The organism is Bacteroides graminisolvens (assembly GCF_963666085.1).
GTDB classification, from domain to species: domain Bacteria; phylum Bacteroidota; class Bacteroidia; order Bacteroidales; family Bacteroidaceae; genus Bacteroides; species Bacteroides graminisolvens.
In genome coordinates this window covers 608,030-633,065 of sequence record NZ_OY762556.1, presented here as the reverse complement: position 1 = coordinate 633,065, position 25,036 = coordinate 608,030, and the positions used below count along the sequence as shown (strand labels likewise).

The following is a 25,036-nucleotide window of genomic DNA, read 5'->3' as shown; positions in this document are numbered from 1 at the left end:
AAATCATTTGGTAACAAATGTGTGTATGAAGTATGAGCTATCTGTGCCAACTTTGCAGCATAAAAATCAAAAACAGATTTATTATGAAAACAAAGTTTATGAGTGCAGTCTTGCTTCTGTGTGTTTGGATCAGCGGTGTTAGTGCACAAGAAAAGTCACACTTCGAAGTAGAGAGTTTATTCCCGATGTTTATAACCGGAGGTTTCCATGGGGCAGTGGGCTACCGTTATAATAATTTTCGTATACGGGTCAGTGTTATTAATGGTGGTTCTTACAACGCTGAGAATGCCGGATTAAATAATTCTGCAGATAAATTTAGGAGGTATTACAAAACATCTCCGGGCATTTTCCTGGGGTATTATGTTTGGAAGAATCTGGAAGTATATACTTATACAGAGTTCCATACCTTTGATATTGAACAACGAGACACCAAAGAGAAGCAGAGTCTTTATAGTACGGACTTTGGCGGTGGTGTGGGGTACCAGTTTTTCTTAGGGAAACATCTTTATGCGCAACCGGCCATGCATGTTTATTACCGCAAAAGTAAAAGTGTTGATTTCAGTAACGGTGAAACTTACCACATCCCTAATGTTGATTTATCTCCGGTTATACGCTTGGGATACCGATTTTAACTATTTTTCTTCAATGCGTAAAGCATTTGTAATAAGAACAGTTCTTTATGTAAGCTTTTGAATGTCTTTTTTGTTTGCCGCATTTCTTGTTGCATAATGTTAACGTGTATGTAACGGAGTTGTATTTCATTACCCGCTTCTTTGCTTTATAAAAAAAATAAAGTAATGAGAGGTATTATAAGGCTTATGAAAACAATGAGTGTTGGTTCTTTGCTACTCTTACCTACTGGTGGAATGGTGGCGCAAACACTTGCTAATACACAGAATAACGAAGCGTTCAGAATGGCTGTTATTTCTGATGTGCATGTTATGGACCCGGCTTTGTTGTTGCAAGACGGTAAGGCGTTTGAAAGTTATATTACTCATGACCGGAAGATGTTGCGTGAGTCAGTAGCAATTCTTCGTGTATTTACTGAACGGCTTATTGCCGAACACCCACAGGTTGTTCTTATCACGGGCGATTTAACCAAGGATGGGGAAATGGCCTCGCACCGTTTCCTGATTGACAGTTGCCTTGTGAAGTTGCAGCATGCAGGCATACAGCCGCTGGTAATTCCCGGTAATCATGATGTGAATAATCCGCATGCGGTATCTTTCAAAGGTGATACCACAGAACGGGTACCAACCGTTTCGGCCGGTGAGTTTGCAGCTTTGTATGCCGATTACGGTTATGGAACAGCGTTGGCGCGCGATGAACATTCTCTTTCTTATGTATTTGAACCTGCGGGCAGTAACTTACGTATACTGGCTATTGATGCCTGCAAATACGAAGAAAATGATTTTGAGAAGAGCATCTGTCGGCACGATGGACGAATAAAACCTCAAACGATGAAGTTTATTGCACAGCAGGTTGCAGATGCTCGTCGGGAGGGCAAGCGGATTATCGGCATGATGCACCACGGAGTGGTCAGTCACTGGAAGTATCAAAACAGAGTGATGAAGGGATACTTGGTTGATGACTGGAAGTCGGTTGCCGCACGGTTGGCAAAGATGGGACTTGAAGTGGTGTTTACCGGACATTCACATGCGCAAGATATTGCTTGTCACAAATCCGGAAAGGCTACAATATATGATGTGGAAACAGGTTCGGCCGTTACTTATCCTTCGCCTTATCGCATTGTTTCCATCACAGATCAGGAAATGGAAATCAGCAGTAAGTTTATTGAAGATATACCTCATGTGCTTAACGGTATTTCGTTTACAGAACATGCCAAAGAGGTTCTTAGGAATGGTGTGGCTTCTTATGTGGAATCTGCTTTCCCAGCTTCTGTACCCGATTCGTTGAAGCAAACTGCTGCACGTTGTGCCGGTGAAGCACTTATCGCCAATTGCCGCGGAGATGAAAAACTGGCTGAGAACGACCGGAAGGAAATAGAAGAAATTGCAGATGCGCTGCGAAAGTATTCGGCACGTTGTGCTACAATATTCCGAATTGCCACCACGGTAATGCGTAACGATGTGTTTCCTACCGACAACGAGTTTACATTACGTTTCAGGTTGCGCATAGCAGAGTAGCTATAAAATTCTCTCAAACATAAATTCTCTTATCTTACATGCAAATGATGAACTTTAACACGCAAAAATTATTGGCTGTTTCTTTTTGGGGAACGCTGCTCCTGTGTACTTCTGTACCACAGGTAGCAGCGGCGCCCTATTGGTCAACTGTAGTAGAAACCATGCCTGCCGATCAAAAGGTTAAAGGCAAAGTGGTTAATGATAAAGGTGAACCTCTTCCGGGGGTTAGCATTGCTGTGAAAGGTACCGGCACGGGCACTGCCACCCGTGCCGACGGTACTTTCCAGCTGAATGTGCCTGCTGAAAAAACGGTGCTGATTCTTTCTTATCTGGGTTACAAGAATCAGGAGGTCCTTGCCGCTGATCATTTGAATATTGTGTTGCAAGAAGATGTGCACATGTTGGGTGAGGTTGTGGTTAGCACTCAAAAACGTAATCAGAGCAGTATTGAGGTGCCTGTGTCGGTGAGTGCTTTATCGGGTGGCAATCTTAAGAAATTGAATGTACAACAGTTTGACGAAATGGCACAATACATTCCCGGTTTGCAGATTCAACTACAAAGTCCCAACAACCCGGGGTATGTCATTCGTGGGGTGACTTCGGATGACGGTGATTCTCGTTCACAACCTCGTATCTCGGTCTTTCAGGATGGGGTTTCTATCTCGAGATCGAGAGCCTCGGTCGTTGAACTCTTTGACTTGGAACGGGTAGAGGTGGTAAAAGGTCCGCAGGGAACACTTTTCGGACGAGGAGCGGAAATTGGGGCTGTGCATGTTATCCGTAACAAACCGACTAATGTGTTGAGTGGTGAATTGTCAGTAGGTTACGGCAGTTACAATCAAAAATTAGCTTCGGGTTATATCAATACGCCCTTTGCAGAAGGCAAGCTGGCCAATCGTTTTGCTTTCTCATACAATGCACGCGATGGGTTTATTAAAAATCTTTCGGGAGGCAGACTCAACGGAAAAAGTACTATTGCGCTACGCAACTCTACTCGTTACTGGCTGGGCGACAAGACTACAGCCGATTTGGTTTTTGATTACCAATATGATGATTATCCGGGAACCTCGTTTAAAAGCAAGACGTATGCCCCCGCGGGAGGAGATACGGATCCTAATTCGGCTGCCGACTTGGAGCAGGGCGAAGGGTTATACATTAAACGTCATGTGGGCGGTGCTGCCTTTTTACTGGATCATGAGCTGAATGCAAATTGGAAATTATCTTCCATTACCGGTTTCAGGGCGTTTGATTCGGATGAATCGTTTGATGCCGATGGAACTCCTGCGCCCATTCTCTGGATTTCCGAGAAAGCGAAAGGTACTCAGTTTAGTCAGGAGTTTCGGCTGAATTACGATAGCAAAGGACGTTTTTCGGGCTTTGGAGGTATTAGTTACTTTTATGAGAACTCTACACAGGAAGTCCCCATGCGTATCAATGAACAAAGTCTTTACCCCGCTTATATCTCTCCTTTGTTGAAGAGTCAGTTTGCCTCTCAATTTAAAACGATGGGTTTGCCCGATGCTGCAAGTACGTCTATTTTAAATGCATTGTTTCCCGAACAGGCTGCTGTTGTAAACGGTCAACCTCAATACGTTACCAACCTTCCTCAAATCAGAAAAACACTCGAGGCGGTAATGAGTGGCATGCTGGGTACTTCTGTCACGCTTGAACAGGGTCTTGCGGCTTTAGGAGTACCCGCTGCTACCATTTCTTCGCTTGCAACGCAAGTTGACCAACTTTCGGGACAACCCATTAACAGTAGTCACGAAGAAACGTCAAAGAACTATGGAACGAATCAAGCAGCAGAGATTTTTGTTGACGGAACCTATCGATTGTTGAAGGGGCTGTCGCTTACTGCCGGTTTCCGGGCTACCTATGAGCATCAGGTAGGAGGTTATTGTTCCGATGCTTCTCTGCAACCCAGTATCTTCGGTTTGATGATGAATGGATCGGCCAACCTGCTCAATGCTGTTTCCGATGGAAAAATCACGGCTTCTGAGAATTATTATTCGTGGGTGGGGCGTGTAGCATTGAACTATTTATTCAAGAAAAATAATATCTATGCCAGTGTCTCACGAGGAAGACGCCCCGGAGTGGTTATTGTCTTACCGGGTGAGGTGACCCGTTTGAAACCCGAAATTATTTATAGTTATGAAGTGGGAATGAAGGGAATTGTGGGTAACGGTAAGCTTTCGTATGACTTGAGTGCTTATTATTATGACTGGACGCATTTTCAAACAACAACTTTGCAGCAGGTAGAGGGTCGTTTGGCTCCACAATACTTGGCTGATGATGCGGGTAAGGCTCATACCTTTGGTGCTGAGGCCGGTTTAAGGTATAGCCCCGTACGAAGTTTTAGTTTGTTTGGTAACTATTCATACATCGATGGTAAGTTCAATGCTGAAGATGAAAATGGAAATCCACAAGAATACGCCGGAAACCGTTTTCGCTTGACTCCCAAACATACTTTCTCAGCGGGTATTGATGTGGATGTGCCTGTAAGTAAGCGGGCAAATGTTTATTTCCGTCCGTCTTATTCGTATAAATCACAAGTCTATTTTGAGGATAGTAATCGGGAGGATTTAAGTCAGCCCGGATACGGCTTGGCTAATTTTACTGCTGGTATTCGTGTCTCGGCTCGTAACTTTTACTATGAAATAGGTTCTTTTGGGAAGAACGTATTCGATAAGAAATACATCATTGATGCAGGTAACAGTGGCGATGCTATTGGGTTACCAACCTTTGTGGGAGGTAGTCGCAGTGTTATAGGACTAACCGCTAAAATAGGTTTTTAAATTTACTGTTTCATTATTTTCTATAAATTGCTCGTTGTAGCTCTTAAAGCGTTAAGAGGTTTGATTGCTTGATTGCTAGAAAGGTTTCGTGAGAAACCTTTCTTTTATTTCTAAATGAAGAAGCAGGTTACCAGCATGGCGAAGATCAGTATTATGCCTCCGAATGATAGAAAAAGCATGTGCTGTTGCGTGCAACACGGATGTATGATGTTATATTGAGCAGCGATTTGAAGTCTGGATGCATACAGCCATTTCAAGGTGAAGTAAATAAGAGTGGAAACGGCAAAGCCCACCAACATTCCTACAACAATGTCTGACGGATAATGAACTCCCATATAGATGCGTGAATAGGACACTAATACGGCCCATACCATAATGAAAATACTTAATATCCGGCTTTTGAAATACAAAACTAAAAAGAATGCCAGTCCAAAAGAATTGGCTGCATGGCATGAGGGAAATCCGTATTTACCCCCTTTATAACCGTCAATCAAGTGTAACAAAGAGGAAATTCCGCTTTGCACTTGCGAAGGTCTGTACCGATGGAAAAAAGGTCTTAATACGGAGCCGCACAACTGATCCGTGCATGCTATAACCAGTGCGAATGCCACCAATGCAATGGCGGCTTTTTTCCATCCTTGCCCTCTTTGCATGATGTACAGTATCAGTATGTACAAGGGAATCCATGTCCATTTATTAGCAACTAACCACATGAAATGGTCCCAAAAGTGGGAATGAAATTGATTAAGAAACAGCAATAATCTGGAGTCTGAATTTAAAATTGATTCAAGCATAACCTCTTTTTTGTTTAGGCACAAAGTAAAAACATGTTTTTGTAGAAATATTGTATTTATTGTAGCTTGTGCCTTTAGATGTCACGCAAATGAAACGATAAAAACATGCTTGAGGTTCTCGTGGCGATAGTTGATTCTCCAGTGGTGGTAGTCACAAATTGATTTGACAATGGACAGTCCCAGTCCGTTACTTTCCTGCTTCCCTGCTTTGCTTTGAAACCGTTTATAAAGAATGTTTTCATTCATCGGTTTTTCGTTGGAACTATTGGACACAATCAGTCGATCCGGCGAAACCGATACGCTAATTTCTCCGTCGGGTATGTTATGCCGGATAGCGTTCACGATCAGATTGTTGATGAGACTTTCTAACAGGAAGCGGTTGGCATGCACGCAAAGTTCTTTCTCTTCGTATATCTTTTCCATACGCAGAGAAGCTGTCATGGCGCTTAATGTTTGAAGCACATTGTCAACTGTTGTGGTTACGTTTACATATTCTTTTTCCTCATATTGATTATTGTCTATTTTAGAAAGCAGTAAAAGATTTTTGTTTAGATGCGACATTCGTTTGGATACGGTGTACAACGACTGAACGATTTCAGATTGTTTTTCATTTAGTTCCGGAAGCTGTAATAACATATCCAACTTGGATTGTATGACGGCAAGCGGGGTCTGTAATTCATGAGAGGCATTCTCTGTGAATTCCTTTTGCAATCTGTAACTCTTTAAATTATTCTCTATGAGATGTGTCAGTGAGTTATTGAGTCGTTTAAACTCTTTTATGTCGGATTCGGAGAATTGAGGCAATGCTCCTCCTTCCAGATTAAATCGTTCTATCTTCTTTAGTGTGTCATCAAAGGGTGTCCACAGTTTTCTTGAAATGAAGAACATCACGAAGATGGATGATATGCTGAGAATAAAAGAAATAACAAGAAACTGTAACATTACTCCCTGAAGTACATCTTCTTCCAAATCGAGTGTAGGTAACGGTTTGTTCTGCTTGATAGCATTGGTTATTTCAATTAAATCTTCTGCGTAATAGTGTTCGGTGAGAAAATAAAACACCGGCGTTGCTAATGTAAATATGATCACAGTACACAGAATAAACTGTAGCTGACTTTTATATAGTAAACTTTTCATTCGGGCCATTTATAACCGATTCCGTAAATTGTTTTGATATAGTCACACGATGTAGCCTCAAATAATTTGGCACGCAAGTTTTTAATGTGCGAGTAAAGGAAGTCGTAGTTATCGAACATATCGGCTAGGTCTCCGTTCAAATGTTCGGCTAACGCTCCTTTGGATACTACTTTGTTTTTATTGCCAATGAAATAGAGAAGTAAATCGTACTCTGTCTTGGTTAGTATCACCGGTTTATTACCAGCGGTGACTTCTTTACTTAGCAGGTCAATCTCTATGCCGTTGCTGTGTAGCACATTGCCTCCGGAAAATTGTCGTCTGCGTACCAATGCGTAGATGCGCATACTTAATTCAGGGAGATGGAACGGTTTGGCAAGGTAATCATCGGCACCTATTTTCAATCCCTGTACTTTATCATCTAAGGAATCTTTAGCTGAAATAATGATAACACCTGCCGGATTGTTTTGGTCTTTAATTTTACGTAGAATGTCGAGTCCATTGCCACCCGGTAACATTAAATCGAGCAAAATGCAGTCATAACTATATAAATCAAGCTTCATCAGCGCCTCCTGATAATTGAATGCTTGTTCACAAAGATAATCTTCTGATTTCAGGAAATCGGCTATGCTTTGTGATAAATCATGTTCATCTTCTATTATAAGTAATTTCATGGCAACACAAATTTCTTGTTATAACCTTTGTTTTCTTCTTCGGATACTCGCCAGCTGTTTCTGCAAATCGCCTCCCTGTTCAGCAAAGTACACTCCAAAAAGGATGAATACGGAGCCGGCCAATGCTACGGGAGTAATTATTTCATCAATAACCATAGCCGAGGTTACCAGGGTGATAAGGGGAATGATGTAGATGTAGTTGGTTGTTCGGACCACACCCAGTTGTTTGACTGTGAGGTTCCACATAATGTAACAAAGCATAGAGGCAATGAGTCCCAGAAAGACGAGATTGCTTAATACAATGGGATCTGTTATAGTTGTTACATGTAGTTGTGACGGATCAAATGCAAAGACTGGCAACATGGTGACAATGCCGTAAAAGAATATTTTTCGGGTAATGAAAAGTACACCATATTTGCTATCTAGTTTCTTTAGTATCGTTCCATAGAAAGCCCACATCAATGCTGCCGCTATGGTGAGCAGATCGCCGGCCGGACTTAACTTAAGTATGAAATTGCCGTTGAAGACAACCAGTGCAACGCCGATGAGTGCCACTAAAGAACCGTAATAAAGTCGGGACCTCAGCTTTTGTTTATCACCCCAAACACGAGACACAAAGGCGGTTAGTATAGGAGTGGTGCATAGAATAAGTGATACGTTGGATGCCAATGTGTATTGTAATGCTGTATTCTCAGCAATGAAATAGAGGGAGCCTCCACATACGCCCGAAGCAAGCAATAAAAGTTCATCGCGTTTGGTGTCTGCCCATATTTTTCGCGGACAAAAGAACCATATACTTACATAAGCAAGGATGAAACGATATAGCAATATTTCAGTCGGACTGAGGCCTTGCTGTAACAGTATTTTTGTGGAAACAAAGGTTGTTCCCCATATAATAACGGTTATCAGGGCCATGGTGTGATACCAAAAGTTCTTCATTTTTGTTTGCCTAATGCGGACTTGTTTGGGTTGTATATACATTTCTATCTATCCAAGGGCAAATATACGCTGTTTTTCTCTATCTTTGCATACTAATATACAAAAGTATGAGCATTGAGTTAGGCAAATTCAACACCCTGGAGGTGGTTAAAACTGTAGATTTCGGCGTTTATCTGGACGGAAAGGAAGAAGGAGAAATATTACTCCCCACTCGTTATGTTCCGGAAAATTGCGTGCCGGGCGATCTCTTAAATGTATTCTTGTATCTGGATAATGAGGAGAGACTTATTGCGACTACGCTTACTCCTTTGGTGCAAGTAGGCGAATTCGCTTGTCTGGAAGTGGCATGGGTCAATGAGTTCGGAGCATTTCTGAACTGGGGACTCATGAAAGATTTGTTCGTGCCTTTCAGGGAACAGAAGATGAAAATGCAGGTTGGCAAGAGCTATGTGGTTCATGCTCATATTGATGAGGAAAGTTATCGAATCGTTGCTTCTGCCAAAATTGAACGTTATCTGTCTAAAGAAACACCTACATATCAGGCGGGCGCAGAAGTGGATATTTTGATTTGGCAGAAAACGGATCTGGGCTTCAAAGCAATTATTGATCAACAGTTCCCCGGCTTATTATATGATAGTGAAATTTTTCAGTCTTTACGCACGGGAATGACATTGAAAGCTTTTGTGAAACAAGTGCGTCCTGATGGGAAAATTGATTTGATTCTTCAAAAGCCGGGCGCTGCTAAGGTAGATGATTTTGCATCTTCTTTACTGGATTATATAAAGGAGCATGGAGGAGCAGCGCAATTAAACGATAAAACTCCGGCCGATGATATCTATCAAATCTTTGGTGTGAGCAAGAAAACCTTCAAAAAAGCAGTTGGCGATTTGTATAAGAAACATTTGATTGTGCTGACTGACAACGGATTAAAGCTTGCTTGAAACCGGGCTGGCGGAGAATCCCCTTTAAGAATAGGAAAAATCCTATAAAGGAATAGACAGAATCACTAGGGCAGGGAATTTCCTTGCCCTATTTTTGTTGCATAAGATTAAGAAATAGAATAGACACTATATGTTAAACCACTAAAGGACTTGAATTATGAAACGAATGATGATTACTTTATTTGCCATCGGAATGGTTGCCATGAGCAGCACAAGTATGGCCATGAGCACGAGCAGAGTCCGCAAAGAAACTCGTTTTCTCACAGATAAAATGGCTTACGAGCTAAACCTCAATACACGTCAGTATAATGATGCTTATGAGATAAACTTCGACTTCTTGTATGCTGTCCGGAATATCTTGGATGATGTTACTCGAGGTGAAGAATGGGCACTCGACGATTATTATTACTATCTTGATTTAAGAAATGATGACTTGCGCTGGGTGTTGAATGATTGGCAATATCGTAGCTTTATGAGTCGGGAATATTTTTATCGCCCCATTTACGCTGATCGCGGTGGATGGTCTTTCAGAATATATCTGAATTACTCGAATCCAACCTTGTTCTATTTCGGCTTACCGGTTCATTATCATACTTATACGGGTTCTCATTGTAGGGTTTATTACGGCGACGTTAGTTTCTATCGTGGACGTTACCATCATAACGTGTTTGTAGGAGTTCATAGTGTACGCAATGACAGAGTGTATTACTCACACAGACGTTCAGATTTTGGCAAGGTTACTTTCCGCTCTGATTCACACAGACGTCCTGAACACCGCAATATGGATGATCTTTATTCAAATCGTAAGGGTAACTCATCAAGAAGAAACAACGTTTCTGTAGAGAACCGAATTCGGATTGAAGGTGCCAATGTAACAACTGGCCGTACAGAGAATGATAATAGCCGCAGAAACGAGAATGTTCGTCGTGAGGATAGCAGAAGAATTGAAACAGAGAACCGGGAACGTGATAACAGCCGACGCCATAATGCCCCGGAGGTACGTTCAAACGGAAGTTCCATTCGCTTCACTCCGGTGAAAGAGGTCCGCAGTGAATCTAGCAGACGTACAATTGAATCTCGGTCTGATAGTCGTCCCTCCATTAATGAGGGTAGGAGTGAGGGGGTTAGAAGTGAGTCATCTTCTTCTAGCAAACGTGAAAAGATGAATCGTCCTTCTGCTCCATCAAACGTTCGCACTGAGAATTCCGGTCGTAATAACGAGACTCGCAGTATCTCCGCACCTTCGAATACAAGAAGTGAAAGCCGTAGTTCTGCAGGTAATTCATCAAGAAGAAGTTCCTCCGATAACGAAAGAGATAGCCGGAGCTCACGATCTGAAAGAAGATAACAGTTTTTTTAAGGTAAATAAAAATAGTTGGTAATCTACAATCGTTTTGATTGTTCACTTACCCTTAACTTAACTATTCTCTCTAATTTAATTTGAGCATTTTTTATTGAGGCTTAACTGAATATTTTAGCAAAGCCAAGAGAGTACCCCGGTTTGTGAAAATCAGAGTGCTCTCTGTTTTTGTACTTTCAATTACTTAGTCGTTAGTGGTGAAGTGATTTTGGATTTATTTTTTTGAGCGTTATGACTATCCGGATAGTTCTTACAGTTATACTCGTAAAGTTCTAACGCACTGTCTTTACGATCTACTGATATAGCGTATTTAGCAAGATTTTCTATTAATATTTCATTGGGTATAAAGTTAAAGTGAAGTTTCCGGGATAGTTTTCTATATTGTTCCTCTATTAGTTTTGGGTTGTTTGGAATTTCTTTTACCGGTAGTTCCATACCTTCGAATAATGTTTTCAATCCATAAAATATGCCCGGCATGATTACCGTTCCATGATTTTCGGTGGCATAATATTTCCATGCTGCCGTTAAATTGTTTGTCTGTTTAGAATCTATCAAATGAGTACAAAATTGCTTAATGGTACTGGAATGTTGCTGTTTGTCTTCTGCTTGGTCTTCCTGGGCCATTGCTATATATAAAAAACGATTTAAAAATTGGGTCTCTTTCCATTTTGATTCAGCCTTTATATATGTCTCACTGTTGTTCCACCACAAACTGGGATCAATAGCTATATATGCATTGAAAGAAAGAGGGTGGTCCAATAAAGTGTTTATGGTAAATAGCCCGCCAAAAGAGTGTCCTATTAGTATGTTGTATCCGTTAGTACGGTAGAGGGAATCAATTTGATGCCGAAGTTCTTGTTGTATAAAAGTGCTGAACTGATTAGCACCGCCGCTATTTTCAAAAAGAACTTTGCCGTTATGCTTGAAAGATGATTTTGACGGTGTGAGATCTCTTGATCTATCGGTGTTGAGTATGCCAACAATAATACATTCGGGCATGTTGTTGTACATTCCTCTAGTGAATGTTTTTTGGATAGCTACAGCTGTTGTAAAATGTGTGTCGCCGTCAAGTAGATAAATAACCGGATACGAGGCTTTACCATAATTATTATCCTGATAAGAAGGAGGCAAATAAATCCAGTAATTGCGCTCTTCGTTTAATGTTTCAGAATACAGCTTTTCTTTGTGACCTATTACAATACTTTCTTGTGCTGAAATGAGCAAAGGAAAGATAACTATGAATAGAGATAAAATATGCTTCATTGTTTTTAGGATAATAAAAAGTGTGCCGATAAATATTTCATCGACACACTTTGTGAAAATGTATGAGTTTGGTTATTTAGAAGCGATAAGTTACATTGGCAATAAACTGACGAGTCGCTTGCGGTGTTGCATTAAAGCTCGATGTCCAATATTCCTTATCAGTTAAATTATTCAGTTTAAGACTGATACGATACTTGGTTTGTTCATAGAATGCTGTCGCATCAAGTTTGAAATATCCCGGTACAGTTATCTTGTTGTCAGAGTCAAGAAAATGATCACTCGAATAGTTACCACCTAATCCTAATCCGAAACCATTTATCACACCATGCTGGAATTTGTGACTCACCCAGAAGTTGGCGATATGATGAGGTATTGCGTAAGGATGCTTACCTACAATTGACGGATCTCCTTTTGTGTATTTGCTATCATTGTACCCATATCCTAAAATAATGTGCATGCCTTTGATAGGATTGGCTATAAGATCCGCTTCAAAACCTTTACTTCTTTGAGTTCCGTCCTGAATGCTGTATGTTACTCCATCGGTTCCTGCAACGGTTCGGACTCTGTCTTTCACGTTTATGTCGTAATAGCTTAGTGTTCCATTCAATTTGCCATCAAACAGTTCAACTTTCAAACCACCTTCCCATTGATTCGCGTGCTCGGGCTTAAAGCTAGTTGGCTTATCGGGGTTATCTTCTGATAAAGCAGGGGCTACGTTTTGGAAACCATCCATAAAATTACCGAAAACGGAAACTTTATCTTTGAGGAGTTGATATACGAGTCCCATTTTAGGGGAGAGCGTCGTTTGAGTATAATCATTGGCTACATCATGAAATCTGTCTACCCTCAAGCTTGCCATGAATGTAAAACGGTCCGAAAGGTTAACTACATCGGAGGCGTAGGCACTGACTGTCCGTTCTGAACGTAGGGCTTGGGCACGTTTTGCACTAGCCAATGATTGCTGATATTTGTAAATGTTAATGGCAAAAGTGCCGCTAACAGGAATATTGCTGTAAGCTACCGTAGCTCTATCGTTTGTGTTGACTAGTTGTGTATAATCAACGCCCAACAGAAGACGATTGCGGATGTTGCCTATCTTAAAATCACCAATGAAATTTTGCTGTACCTGATTGGTTGTAAATGTGCTTGGAATATTCATGATGCTTGGAGTAATGGTGTCTTTCTTATTCACTGTAAGGAACAGATAGTTGGCATTGTTTTCCGTATTAGCATATGAATACTGAGTTTGAGAAGTCCAGCTGTCTGATAATTTATAAGTTGCCTTACCAAAAACATTGAATACTTTAGATTCACACAACAATTCGTTTGATGTATATGATTTCTTGAAGTCCCAATTCAGTTGATCAATATTGGTGATACCTGCAGCAGATCCAACTCTTACGTATGTTGCTGTTCTTTCAGTCTGGAAATATTCAAAATCTACATCTACGGTTAGTTTGTCGTTTACAATGTATGTGAACGTGGGAGCAATCATAATAGAACGGTTAATTCCATAGTCTTGGAAGCTCTTTTCTCTATGTATTGCAGTGTTTAAGCGTACCATGAAGGTTTTATCATCATTCAATGGTGTGTTATAATCAAAAGTCAAGCGCCCCAAACCACCTGCGCCGGTTGTTAATCCTGCTTCACCTGCCTTGCCGGCAAATGCTTTTTTAGTGACACGATTAACTAGGCCTCCGTATGATATGAGTGTTGACCCGAACAAAGTTGCTGAAGGTCCTTTGATGATTTCGAGGCTTTCAAGGTTTGCCGGATCTGATAACGAAACAAAATTGGTAGCCATACCATTTCTGATGGCTCCGGCACCATTCAAACTTGAAAAGCCGCGCATGCGAATACCCAAACCGATTCCGCCAGAACCGGGCCCTTGTGAGACATTCCCAACTCCTGGTGATGACATAAGTGCGCTTTGAAAATCAACGGCCACTTGTTCGGTAAACAGCTCTTTAGGTACAACGGTATATGCTTGTGGATTTTCCAGATTTTTTATAGGCATTCTGGCTACGAAGTCTGATTTCTTTTGTGCAAACTTCTTTATCATTCCGTCAACAACAACTTCTTCAAGCATTTGTGCAGATACATCTATTCTTATAGTACCTAGGTTAGCTGTTTGATTTGAGGCCAGATTAACTGCTTTCTCTATCGGTTTACTTCCCATGTACGAGAAGAGGATAATATAGCTACCCGGGTTGGCGTTAAAGGAAAATTCTCCTTTTTCATTGGTATAACTCCCGGTACTTTTCCCTTTAATACTTACAGCCACTGCATCCACTGGTGATCCGTCGTCTTGTGATACGACTTTCCCTGTTATCTTGCCTGTTTGGGCATACATGTAAGTAGTACTGCATAGTGTTATAAGCGCTAACAGCCAAAGCCGTTTAACGAATCCTGATTTTTTCTTCATCGATTAAATGTTTACGTGTTTCAAACTTGGTTAAATATGATGCGGCAAAGGTAGATACACCTATTGCCGCCCACAATAACCACAAATAATCATAATGAAGTTCAAAATACCTATATTAAGCGATATATGCTTGTTTTCTATTCCGTAGGGACAGTCGGTATGCTGTCACGTTTACTTCGTAGATCGTTCAATGCCCCTCCTCTGATAGTGATTTCGGGCTTAATGCTATCGGCATCTAACTCACTGATCAGTCCTTTTACCTTTAAACGATTGGCTATCAGATGGTAGTAACCTTTCATATAGTCTTTTAACTTACCTTCGGTAGTAAAGGAGCTTTTATAATGTTTCGGTTTGGGTATGATAGAGGCTAAAAAAACACTTTCTTCTGTGGTTAACTCCGAAGGACGTTTACTGAAGTAATAATCGGCCGCTTCATAAATGCCATATACCATGGGTCCCCATTCGGCTATATTGAGGTATACTTCGTACATACGCTGTTTAGAGGTGAGACACTTTGTTTCAATCAACCAGACAATAAGGGCTTCTTCAAGCTTGCGGGCAATATTCTTTTTGCGATTTAAGAATACGTTTTTTACCAGTTGCATGGTGATTGTACTGCCTCCACGTGCAAAGCGTTTGACTTTCAAATCATATATCAGTGCTTCGCGTAGTGCGTCAGGTAAAAAACCTTTGTGATAGAAAAATGCTCCGTCCTCACTTTGTAGCACAGACATCTGTAGCAGAGGTGATATACTATCGAGCGGAGTAAAATGTTCATAAGAAGGACCTACATTGAATGTTTTTACAGGTTGTTCCTTTTCGTAGGCTGTATAACTAAATTCTTCCGACATTTTTGCCAGGTTGGTAGCTCCGTATTTTATGATATGAAAATCCTTGTGATTTAATTCGGATTCTAGTTTTAAACTGTCTAATTGTGAGAAATCAAGATCGAACAAGAAATGATAAGATAACATTCCTTTGGTCTGTATTCCTTCTAAATTGCTGAACAGCCCTTTGGGGAGTGAACCGAATAGCTCGTTTGCAGGAAACCACGGTTTGTTAATGGAGGATTTGATATGCCACTTGTCGTGTTTCTTTTCTATATATAAATAAGGGTGAAACTCTAATTTATTGAACTGTATATGGCTATTACTGTCAATCTCTGCGAAATTACTCCCCATGTGGATGTGATAACTGAATTTGCCTCTGTCAAGATTGATCCTGTCGGGAGATAATGCGTGGTGCAAAACTTGCAACCCTGTAATGGCAGCAATTCCGCTTAATGCAATCTGACCACTACCGATGTTGGTTTTGGTAAGGCTATAGGAGAGCGAATCAAACATGACTTCTGCTTCAAACTGCTTCTTCAGATAAGGTAAGTATACTTTCTGTTTCTTTTGACTGTATAATTCTGCTTTTATGGTATGGCTTGAACGATTCAGCTCTCCGCAGGTTGTCCATCGCTGGTACTGGTTCTCTTCTCGAACAGTGATTTCTGATGAAAACTGATTGTTCTTGATTGTCAGTAGTGGCACTTTTACCTCAATAAGGTTTGTGTCGCGCTGATGAGTGACTGACAGATGACGTATCTCTCCGTTTTCGGGTAATAAATCGAATACTAATTCCAATAATTCATCAGCTTGTTTGGCATAATTGTATTCTTCTTTTTTTGAAGGAGTTTCTTTTTTCTCTTTCTGGAAGAGAAAGTCATAATTGGCTATGGAATCTTTTTTGATGAGTTGGATCTTCAATTTGTCAAGTTGTACATCTTGTACTTCCAGGTGTCCGCCGAAAAGCTTCCAGAAGTTAAACTCCAAACGGAGTGTTTGCAGCTGGAGTAGCGTGTCGCGCTGCTCAGGAATGATTGTCAGTCCATTCATTTCTATATGCGATACCCCCTTTAACTCAAGTGATTGATAGCTGATGGAAAGACCTTGTTCTCTTTTGGCTTGGGCAATTCTTCTATCCATTGATATTTTGAGCAGACTGTTTCTTGCTATATATAATCCGCATACAGTTAAAACAAGTAGCACGGAAATTATTCCAATGGTTTTTATCAATTTTTTCTTGAGTGCAGTATTCATTTCTTTTTTATTGTTTCTTCAAAGCGGTACAAATTTACTTATTTTCATTTTAGCAAAGGCCTCATGTGAAATAAAAAACCGGCGATGATAAATTCTATCGATCGCCGGCTACTAATTGACACACATTTAATTTATAGAAACTGTTACTCGATTGGTTTTCCTTTATAGAAATCAAGTATTTTAGTACGGAACATATATTCGTACTTGGCTTGTATACGATCAGATACAGACTTCATTAAGTTTAGTTTTGACTCATTAAATTCAATGGCAGTGGCTTTGCCGTTCTCAAACTTTTGTGTCATCAGCTTGAATGCTTCTTCATTAGCAGAAACGGCTACATCACTGGATTGATATTTGCTTTCTGCAGCCAAAGCATTATACCATGCCTGCTGAATTTCTTTGTAAAGCACTTTTTTTGCATTGTCGAGTTGCAAAGAATAATTTTGCTGTTGCAGCTTAGCTGCGCGTACTCTGTTGCGAGTCTCGAAACGATCAAATAAAGGAACGCTTAGGCTAAGTCCGATATATTTGCTGAAATTATCTTCCATTTGCTTGCCAAAGCTGCTTGTTATGGTTGAATAATAGTTTGTACCTAAATTTCCGTTTAATGTTAATTTGGGATAATATCCGCTTTGAGCAATCTTTATATTGTTTTTGCTTCCCTCTAATCGGTATTGAGCAGCCATTATACCGGGTTTATTACTGGCTGCTGTGAGAAAAATCTCATCCGGAGGTGTTAATGCCTCAAACTTTGGTTGCACATCGGGCGCAGCAATACTGAAACCTTCCATGGTGGAAAGTTCAAGTAATTGGGTTAACTCCAGAAGTGATAGCTGGTAATTGTTTTTTGCTTGTACAGCGCTCATCTGGTCTTGTGCCACTCTAGATCTAGCTTCTGCAACCTCTGCTGGAGATGCTTTTCCTACTTCATTCATTTTCTCAATGCGTGAAAGTTGCTCTTTGCTTAATAGCACTTGTTCTTCAGCAACCTTACTTAGCTCTTGATTATACAAAACTTGTACATAGGCAGATGCTACATTTACAGCTAAATCTTCCTTCGCTTTTTCTAAGTCAGCCGTGGCTGCTTTGAGGTTTAATTTGGCTAGAGCGTATTGGTTGGGTATACTGAAACCTGTAAACAACGGTACATTGGTGCTTAATGAAAAATTAGTTCCTCTACTACTAACATTTTCGTATACGCTGCTATATACCTTTGTGACGGTATCTTGTACCGGTCTGCTGGTACGTCCCCAATTAAAACTTTGCTCTGCTCCGGCGTTCAGATTCGGTAAACGAGCCCATTTGGCAGTGTTTACATCCACATTGCTCTGTTCAGCTGCGTTCTCGCTTTGCTTCACGCTGATGTTGTGGCTGATGGCGTAGTCGATGCATTGGCGGAGTGTCCAGCTCTCTTGTGCCATGCTACCTAACGGTATTACACCGACAGCCATCCAAAGAGTTATTATTTTTTTCTTCATATTCTGTTCCTTTTGCTTTTATTTCTTCTTGTCGGTTTTCTCCGCACCGCGTACTTTTTCTTTCATTGTCAAACCTTTCTTGATCTCCAGTTTGATACCGTTACTCAAACCGGTAGTAACTTGACGGCGGATGAACTTCTGTTCAGGCACACTGTCTGTTAGCACCCATACAAATGTGCTGTCGCCACTGAACTCAATTGTACTTTCCGGTATAGCAAGAACTTTTGATGCTTTGTCAAGTACAATCTCTGCGTTGGCAGAGTAGCCTGACCGGATATTAACAGAATCGGGAACCTTGATTGCTGCTTTAATTTCGAATTGATTGGCACCGTTCTGTTCAACTCCTTTAGGAGAAATATATTCTAATGTAGCATCAAAGGTCAGGTTCTGTAAAGCACCGATCGTCAGCTTGATAGGCATACCTTCGTGAATACGTCCTACTTCCGTTTCATCAATGTTACCACGGAAAATAAGGTCATTCATATTGGCAACAGTTGCAATGGTAGTACCGTCGTTGAATGTGTTACTCATAATCACTGAATTACCTGCTTTCACGGGAACGTCTAATATAAGGCCGTCAATGGTAGAACGAATCATTGTATTGCTATAAGAAGCACTTTTCTTTGTGATACCTTCCTTGATGATGTCGAGAGCATCTTTGGAAGTGGCTTTCTCTTCCCTGGCCTGCTTAACACTTACTTCACTTTTCTCATATTCTTCTTTGCTGATCAGTTTGTCCTGATACAGTTTTTTCATACGGGCAAACTCCGTCTCAGCTTGTTTAGTGTTAATTTCGGCAAGGCGCAAACGGTTCTCAGCACTGTTTAACTGTCCCAGTTCCGGTATGACTTTTACTTTAGCTATCACTTCACCCTTCTTTACTGTTTGTCCTGCTTCTTTGTACACTTCATCAACAATACCCGAAATCTGTGGTTTAATAAGGATTTCATCACGTGGTTCAACCTTTCCCGTGGCAACCGTTGTCTTCTCCAAATCAGTTATCTCGGGAGTCGCAATTTCATATTGTTTGATTTGGGGTTTTGATTTGCTATACAAAAAAGCAAATGTTCCCACGAAGATGGCTGCTACCACCACTACTAATGCAATTTTTACATACTTTTTCATTGTACTTATTCTATTAATTATTTTTCATTGTTTGTGCAAACATAAACGCCTGTTTTGCTTCGTTTTTAAGGTCTTATGTTATTCATCACGTATGGCTTCAATCGGTTTGATTGACATGGCCCGGTATGCAGGCGCTAGTCCGGCAAGCATGCCTAAAGTGAGTAATAGTAAGCAGGTTCCGATGGCCAACCAGAAACTAATCTGGAAATGCGCATGATTTTCACCGGAAGCGTTAATCCCAATTTCGGCTACCTGTAATACCAGTACACCAAATGATATACCCGCCATTCCTGCAATAGAAGTGAGCACCATACTCTCAGACAAAATTTGCTGAAGTATGTCTTTAGGACGAGCGCCTATCGCACGGCGGATTCCTATTTCAGTAGTACGTTCTTTAACTGTCACCATCATGATGTTACTTACTCCAATAGCACCTGCTAACAATGTGCCGAGACCTACCATCCAGATTAACATGCGAATTCCTGCAAATAAATTATCAATCATGGAAAACATAGCTTCAGCATTTAATAGCATTACTGCTTGTTTGTCATCGGGATTGATATAATGTGCTTCTTTTATAATTTTCTCAACTTGGTCTTGCAAATCAGTTATTTTCACTCCGGGTTTAGCTGTAATGCAAGCCATATCTATGTTTTTACCGAAATTATAAGCTTGCTGCATGGTTGTAAAGGGCAAAACTACACTTTCGGATGCACGTCCGTTGATATTAATATTTCCTTCTGAAACACAAACGCCTATGATTCGGTAATAAATTCCGTTTACCCGCACATACTGTCCGCACGGATTCTCTTTTTTAGGAAACAGTTCTTCGAATATACGTTTACCAATGGTACAGACCTTGCGTCCTTCAGCAATGTCAACATCATTTATAAAACGTCCGTATAACATCTCCTGCACTTCGATCTTGTCATATTCCGGGTATAATCCTTTGACGATGCACGAGCTGCTCTTGTCGCCGTACACTGCAGAGGCTCCCCATTTGTTGATGGTCGGAGTTATGACTTCTATTCCTTCTACTTCACGACGTAATCGTAATACATCATTATTGTCCATGCTCCACCAGCGGCCTTTTCGAAAACCTTTGTAAGCCTCTCCGGTTTGTTGAGGCCAAACAAAACACGAGTTGGTTGCAAATCCTTCGAAGTTAGCCTTCATCATGTCTTGCATTCCGTTTCCACCGCCAATCAATGCGATAAGCATGAAAATGCCCCAGAATACCCCGAAGGCTGTTAATAAGCTTCGGGTTTTGTTTCGGGTAATGGTGAGAAAGATCTCCTCCCACGTATCTATATCATATTTCATAACTATTCAGAATTGTTTGTTATTACAAGTTTATTCAGCTCTTAACGCCTCAATGGGGCTTATGCTGACTGCTTTCTTTGCCGGGAAAAATCCGGCAAGAGTACCGGCTATGATAAGTGTCAGAGTTGCTTGAATAGCAATCTTCACGTCGACGGTAGGATTTAAAAATACGGTTTCAGTCCACATCCCCGTATCCATAGTCTGACTTCCTGCTACCATATTCATATATTCGGTTGCTCCGATACCCGCCACCATGCCAATGTATCCGAACAGAGTTGTAATAACAACACTCTCAATGATGATGAGCCATAAGATAGAAGATGGTTTAGCCCCTAGAGCTTTTCGAATTCCAAATTCTCTTGTACGTTCCTTCACGGTGATAAGCATAATGTTACTAACTCCAACAATACCACTGAGCAATGTGAAAATACCAATGATCCAGATAGCGGTACGCAGAATGTTCATTCCCTTTTGTTGTTGCAGGTATTGCGTAAAGCGATTCCATATCCAAATGGCACCGTCGTCTGTAGCGTCAAAACGGTGGTGTGCCCCAATTGCCTTTCTATAATCTTTTTCGAATGTTTCGTTGGCCTCTTCCGTGTTTAGCTCTTTGGTCGTGAAAATAATATCGTTCAGGGTATCGCCTTTGTTATATATAAGTTGTAAAGTAGTGAAAGGTACATACGCTTCACGGGTGTCTCGATCTTCTTTATTTTCATATAAACCTACTATCTGATAAGCAGTTCCGTTGCCGTTTATGAACTGTCCCATTGCTTGCTGTCCTCGAGGAAATAGAATATCGGCTGTTTTCTTATTGATAACAATCACTTTTCTTCTTTCCTGAATGTCAATGTGATTTATAAATCGACCGCCGGCCGATTTAACTCTTTCTACCTCTGTATAATCAGGGTAAACGCCGTTCAAGGTTACATTTACATACTCCTTTCCGTGACTGATGTTTACACTTCCCTGCTCAACGGTAGCACCTGCTGTGATTACGTTTTTACGGAAATTTTTAGCAGTGATGTCCACATCTTCATTGTTGAGTCTGATTCTTCTGCCTTCTTTTAAACCATCGTATGATTTACTGGTACGACCCGGGAATATCTTGATGGAATTCATTGCCATGTCCGAAGAAGAAGCCTCGAATGCATGGATAAGACCATTGCCGGCACCCAGCAGCACAATCAGCATAAAAATCCCCCATGCCACTGCAAAGCCTGTGAGAAAAGTACGCAGTTTGTTTCGCCTGATCGTTCCGTATATTTCTTGCCAAATATCTATCATAAAAGTAATATTGTGTTTATTTCATGAAGCCGTTTTGTCCGAACGGAGATGCATCATGATTATGGTTTTCTTCTATTCGCTCAATGATACCGTCTTTGAGGCGTATGATCTTATTTGTCTGGTTAGCAACTCCACTTTCGTGAGTCACCACAACAATGGTCATCCCATCCTCGTTCAGTTGTTTAAGGATATTCATTACTTCAACAGATGTTTTACTGTCGAGTGCGCCGGTAGGTTCATCGGCCAGAATAATTTGAGGTTGAGAAATCAGTGCTCTTGCAATAGCAACGCGTTGTTTCTGACCACCACTCATTTCATTGGGCATGTGGTGAGCCCAATCTTTCAATCCCAGACGATCCAGATATTCCATTGCTAACACATTTCTTTTTCTTCGGCTTATTCCTTGATAGAAAAGAGGTAGAGCTACATTCTCCATAGCGTTCTTGAATGAAATCAGATTGAATGATTGAAAGATAAATCCAATCATACGGTTTCTGTACTCGGCTGCTTTGGTTTCACTCAGGTTTTTAATAAGCACATCGTTTAAGAAGTACTCCCCTGTATCGTAATTATCCAGAATACCAAGGATGTTAAGCATGGTTGATTTTCCCGATCCGGAAGCACCCATGATGGATACGAACTCACCTTTATTGATATCTAGATTGATACCCTTGAGCACATGCAGCGGCGCCCCGTTGTAATAGGTCTTGTTAATGTCTTTTAAATGTATCACTTGTGTAGCTTTTAAATTTTTGTTTCTCGTATTATTAATCTATTAGACGCAAGCTATTGGCTAAAAGTTGCAGAGTACACAAACTTTTTTAAAAAAAGATTTTGTGAACTCAATCTTCTTTGCGTAATTTGTGTGCTATAAACGTTTAATTAACTAACCCTTTTAATATATTATCATGAATTTAGGAATGGAAAAGCCCTACGTAGTAGGAATTGACATTGGCGGAACGAACACTGTTTTCGGCATTGTTGATGCACGAGGAACAATTCTTTCGAGCGGAGCAGTAAAAACACAAACGTATGCTACGGCCACCGAATATGTGGACGAAGTATGCAAAAACCTGCTTCCACTTATTATTGCGCAAGGAGGTATCGAAAAAATCAAAGGTATTGGTATTGGAGCACCGAACGGCAATTATTATAGCGGAACCATTGAGTTTGCGCCCAATCTTCCGTGGAAAGGAATTATTCCTTTGGCTGCTATGTTTGAAGAAAAGCTGGGTATTCCTACTGCATTGACCAATGATGCGAATGCTGCAGCTGTGGGAGAGATGACTTACGGGGCTGCACGTGGTATGAAAGATTTTATCATGATTACTTTAGGAACCGGTGTGGGTAGCGGAATCGTTATTAATGGACAGGTTGTTTATGGTCATGATGGTTTTGCGGGTGAATTAGGACACGTTATTATGCGTCGTGATAATGGTCGTGTCTGCGGTTGCGGTCGTCACGGATGTTTAGAGGCTTATTGTTCGGCAACAGGTGTTGCACGTACGGCCCGAGAATTATTGGCTGCGCGTACAGATTCAAGTTTGCTTCGTAATATTCCTGCAGAAAGTATCACTTCAAAAGACGTATATGATGCGGCTGTACAAGGAGATATGTTGGCGCAGGAAATCTTTAATTTCACGGGAACTTTGTTGGGAGAAGCTTTGGCTGACTTTGTGGCATTCTCCAGTCCGGAAGCTATTGTGCTCTTTGGAGGTCTGGCTAAATCGGGTGATTACATTATGAATCCTATTCAAAAAGCTTTGGATGCAAATGTTCTGACTATTTTCAAAGGAAAAACCAAACTACTTGTTTCTGAATTAAAAGATTCGGATGCGGCGGTTCTTGGCGCTAGCGCTTTGGCTTGGGAACTGAAAGAAATTAAATAAATCAAATAAAAAAAGGAAATGCATTTGCATTTCCTTTTTTTATCTCGAATAAGAGGTCGTTAAATCGAAATTTACTTGATAACTCTTTTTTCTTTGATTCTAGCTTTCTTACCAGTAAGAGCGCGAAGGTAGTACAGTTTAGCACGACGTACTTTACCCACTTTGTTCACTTCGATGCTGTCAATAGCAGGTGATTCGATTGGGAAAATTCTTTCTACTCCAACTGTTCCAGACATTTTACGAACTGTAAAACGTTTCTTTTCTCCATGGCCTGAAATCTTGATAACAACACCACGGTACAACTGTACACGTTCTTTGTTACCTTCAGTGATACGATATGCTACTGTTACAGTATCACCAGCTTTGAAGCTTGGGTGTTGTTTGCCGGTAGCAAATGCTTCTTCTGCAATTTTAATTAAATCCATTGTTGTTATTATTAAATTGTTTCATCGATACAACGCAACATATCAAGTAACTCTTCTGTGACAGCGATTGCGCGAAAGCGGTGCAAAGGAACGAATTTTTTATGATATGACCAAATGATTTAAGTTCATAAATATTATATTTGTAGCAATATAAATGAGGATTATGAATAAGAAGTATTTTGTAAATGGTCTTTCTGCTACCATGCTGGCTGCCGTATTGCTCTTTTCGGGATGTAAATCGGCGTATCGTTTGGTAGCCGTTGAAGGTAGTAAAACGGAAATCTCATCGAAGTGGGACCGTAACCCCAATGAAGAGGCGATAAGTGTGTTGACACCTTATAAAGCACAAATAGATAGTATTATGACTCCGGTTATCGGCAAGAGTGCCATGGACATGAAGGCCGACAGACCCGAAAGTCTGTTATCCAATCTTGTGGCCGATGTGCTGCGTCAGGCAGCTTCCAACTATATCGGCAAACCGGCCGACATGGCGGTAACTAATATGGGAGGCTTGCGCAGTTCACTTAGCAAAGGAAATATTACCTTTAGCGATGTGTATCAGATACTACCTTTTGAAAACTCTCTTTGCATTGTTACCCTGAAGGGCAGTGACCTGCAAAGTTTAATGGAAAATATAGCCTTGGCGCGGGGGGAAGGAGTCAGCAATGCCAGACTGGAAATAACCAAAGACGGGAAATTGTTAAGTGCTTTTGTTGATGGGAAATCGATTGATCCGGATAAGACGTATGAGGTTGCTACACTTGACTATCTGGCCGAAGGAAACGACAAGATGGTAGCTTTCCTGAAAGGACAAAAGAAAATCTGTCCGGAGGGTGCAACCATGCGTGACATCTTTCTGGAATACGTAAAACAGCAAACAGCGGCGGGCAAGGAGATAACCTCTTCGATAGAGGGGCGCATTGTTGTGAAGTGAGAACTGTATTTAATAGGAT

Annotated in this window: 20 protein-coding genes; 7 read left to right on the top strand and 13 right to left on the bottom strand. The window is 40.9% G+C overall.

Annotation, left to right across the window (positions count from 1 at the left end; all coding sequences use genetic code 11):
* Positions 1-83 precede the first annotated feature (83 nt).
* The 3 genes from ACKPCE_RS02600 (at position 84) to ACKPCE_RS02590 (ending at position 4,942) form a co-directional block, all read left to right on the top strand.
* Positions 84-632, top strand: a complete 549-nt coding sequence (locus ACKPCE_RS02600; protein WP_319504092.1) for a hypothetical protein — start codon at positions 84-86, stop codon at positions 630-632.
* Positions 633-797: 165 nt separating this feature from the next.
* A complete protein-coding gene (locus ACKPCE_RS02595) occupies positions 798-2,147 on the top strand; it encodes a metallophosphoesterase family protein (RefSeq protein ID WP_319504091.1) in 1,350 nt (449 codons plus the stop codon).
* Between the two features lie 44 nt (positions 2,148-2,191).
* Entirely contained in the window at positions 2,192-4,942 is a 2,751-nt protein-coding gene (locus ACKPCE_RS02590; RefSeq protein ID WP_319504090.1) for a TonB-dependent receptor, read from the top strand.
* 110 nt (positions 4,943-5,052) lie between these two features.
* Here ACKPCE_RS02590 and ACKPCE_RS02585 read toward each other — a convergent pair whose 3' ends face one another.
* The 4 genes from ACKPCE_RS02585 to ACKPCE_RS02570 form a co-directional block, all read right to left on the bottom strand.
* Positions 5,053-5,736 (bottom strand): phosphatase PAP2 family protein, encoded by a 684-nt coding sequence (locus tag ACKPCE_RS02585; protein WP_276962739.1) that lies wholly within the window; start codon positions 5,734-5,736, stop codon positions 5,053-5,055.
* Between the two features lie 81 nt (positions 5,737-5,817).
* The gene (locus tag ACKPCE_RS02580; protein WP_319504089.1) at positions 5,818-6,873 is read right to left on the bottom strand and encodes a sensor histidine kinase; all 1,056 of its coding nucleotides are present in this window, start codon (positions 6,871-6,873) and stop codon (positions 5,818-5,820) included.
* A complete protein-coding gene (locus ACKPCE_RS02575; protein WP_276962743.1) occupies positions 6,870-7,544 on the bottom strand; it encodes a response regulator transcription factor in 675 nt (224 codons plus the stop codon). Before ACKPCE_RS02575 ends, ACKPCE_RS02580 begins: the two co-directional genes overlap by 4 nt.
* An 18-nt stretch (positions 7,545-7,562) precedes the next feature.
* Positions 7,563-8,483, bottom strand: coding sequence for a DMT family transporter (locus tag ACKPCE_RS02570; RefSeq protein ID WP_276962745.1), 921 nt, complete (start codon positions 8,481-8,483; stop codon positions 7,563-7,565).
* A gap of 107 nt (positions 8,484-8,590) precedes the next feature.
* On the opposite strand from ACKPCE_RS02570, the gene ACKPCE_RS02565 reads away from it, so the two are divergent.
* Both ACKPCE_RS02565 and ACKPCE_RS02560 read left to right on the top strand, forming a co-directional pair.
* Positions 8,591-9,424: a CvfB family protein gene (locus ACKPCE_RS02565; protein WP_319504088.1), complete on the top strand. Its 834-nt coding sequence runs from the start codon at positions 8,591-8,593 to the stop codon at positions 9,422-9,424.
* Positions 9,425-9,581: 157 nt separating this feature from the next.
* Positions 9,582-10,772, top strand: coding sequence for a hypothetical protein (locus ACKPCE_RS02560; protein WP_319504087.1), 1,191 nt, complete (start codon positions 9,582-9,584; stop codon positions 10,770-10,772).
* A gap of 192 nt (positions 10,773-10,964) precedes the next feature.
* Here ACKPCE_RS02560 and ACKPCE_RS02555 read toward each other — a convergent pair whose 3' ends face one another.
* The 8 genes from ACKPCE_RS02555 to ACKPCE_RS02520 all read right to left on the bottom strand — a co-directional run bounded on the left by ACKPCE_RS02555 (position 10,965) and on the right by ACKPCE_RS02520 (position 22,502).
* Positions 10,965-12,047 (bottom strand): alpha/beta hydrolase, encoded by a 1,083-nt coding sequence (locus ACKPCE_RS02555; protein WP_319504086.1) that lies wholly within the window; start codon positions 12,045-12,047, stop codon positions 10,965-10,967.
* Between the two features lie 76 nt (positions 12,048-12,123).
* Positions 12,124-14,472 carry a TonB-dependent siderophore receptor gene (locus ACKPCE_RS02550; protein ID WP_319504085.1) on the bottom strand — a complete coding sequence of 783 codons (2,349 nt, stop codon included), beginning with the start codon at positions 14,470-14,472 and terminating at the stop codon, positions 12,124-12,126.
* A 137-nt stretch (positions 14,473-14,609) separates the two neighbouring features.
* Positions 14,610-16,556, bottom strand: coding sequence for a transglycosylase domain-containing protein (locus tag ACKPCE_RS02545; protein ID WP_319504084.1), 1,947 nt, complete (start codon positions 16,554-16,556; stop codon positions 14,610-14,612).
* A 143-nt stretch (positions 16,557-16,699) separates the two neighbouring features.
* Complete coding sequence (locus ACKPCE_RS02540; protein WP_319504083.1) at positions 16,700-18,034, bottom strand: TolC family protein; 1,335 nt, start codon at positions 18,032-18,034, stop codon at positions 16,700-16,702.
* Positions 18,035-18,052: 18 nt separating this feature from the next.
* Positions 18,053-19,159: an efflux RND transporter periplasmic adaptor subunit gene (locus ACKPCE_RS02535; RefSeq protein ID WP_319504082.1), complete on the bottom strand. Its 1,107-nt coding sequence runs from the start codon at positions 19,157-19,159 to the stop codon at positions 18,053-18,055.
* 78 nt (positions 19,160-19,237) lie between these two features.
* Entirely contained in the window at positions 19,238-20,482 is a 1,245-nt protein-coding gene (locus ACKPCE_RS02530; RefSeq protein ID WP_027317730.1) for an ABC transporter permease, read from the bottom strand.
* A 30-nt stretch (positions 20,483-20,512) separates the two neighbouring features.
* Positions 20,513-21,769: an ABC transporter permease gene (locus ACKPCE_RS02525; protein WP_319504081.1), complete on the bottom strand. Its 1,257-nt coding sequence runs from the start codon at positions 21,767-21,769 to the stop codon at positions 20,513-20,515.
* A 16-nt stretch (positions 21,770-21,785) separates the two neighbouring features.
* A complete protein-coding gene (locus ACKPCE_RS02520) occupies positions 21,786-22,502 on the bottom strand; it encodes an ABC transporter ATP-binding protein (protein ID WP_024995260.1) in 717 nt (238 codons plus the stop codon).
* 175 nt (positions 22,503-22,677) lie between these two features.
* On the opposite strand from ACKPCE_RS02520, the gene ACKPCE_RS02515 reads away from it, so the two are divergent.
* The gene (locus ACKPCE_RS02515) at positions 22,678-23,658 is read left to right on the top strand and encodes an ROK family protein (RefSeq protein WP_276962762.1); all 981 of its coding nucleotides are present in this window, start codon (positions 22,678-22,680) and stop codon (positions 23,656-23,658) included.
* Positions 23,659-23,729: 71 nt separating this feature from the next.
* Here ACKPCE_RS02515 and rplS read toward each other — a convergent pair whose 3' ends face one another.
* Positions 23,730-24,083 carry a 50S ribosomal protein L19 gene (gene rplS, locus ACKPCE_RS02510; RefSeq protein ID WP_024995258.1) on the bottom strand — a complete coding sequence of 118 codons (354 nt, stop codon included), beginning with the start codon at positions 24,081-24,083 and terminating at the stop codon, positions 23,730-23,732.
* Between the two features lie 163 nt (positions 24,084-24,246).
* Here rplS and ACKPCE_RS02505 point away from each other — a divergent pair, with 163 nt between their 5' ends.
* On the top strand, positions 24,247-25,017 hold the full coding sequence (locus ACKPCE_RS02505; protein WP_319504080.1) for a 5'-nucleotidase C-terminal domain-containing protein: 771 nt from the start codon (positions 24,247-24,249) through the stop codon (positions 25,015-25,017).
* The last annotated feature ends 19 nt before the right edge of the window (positions 25,018-25,036 follow it).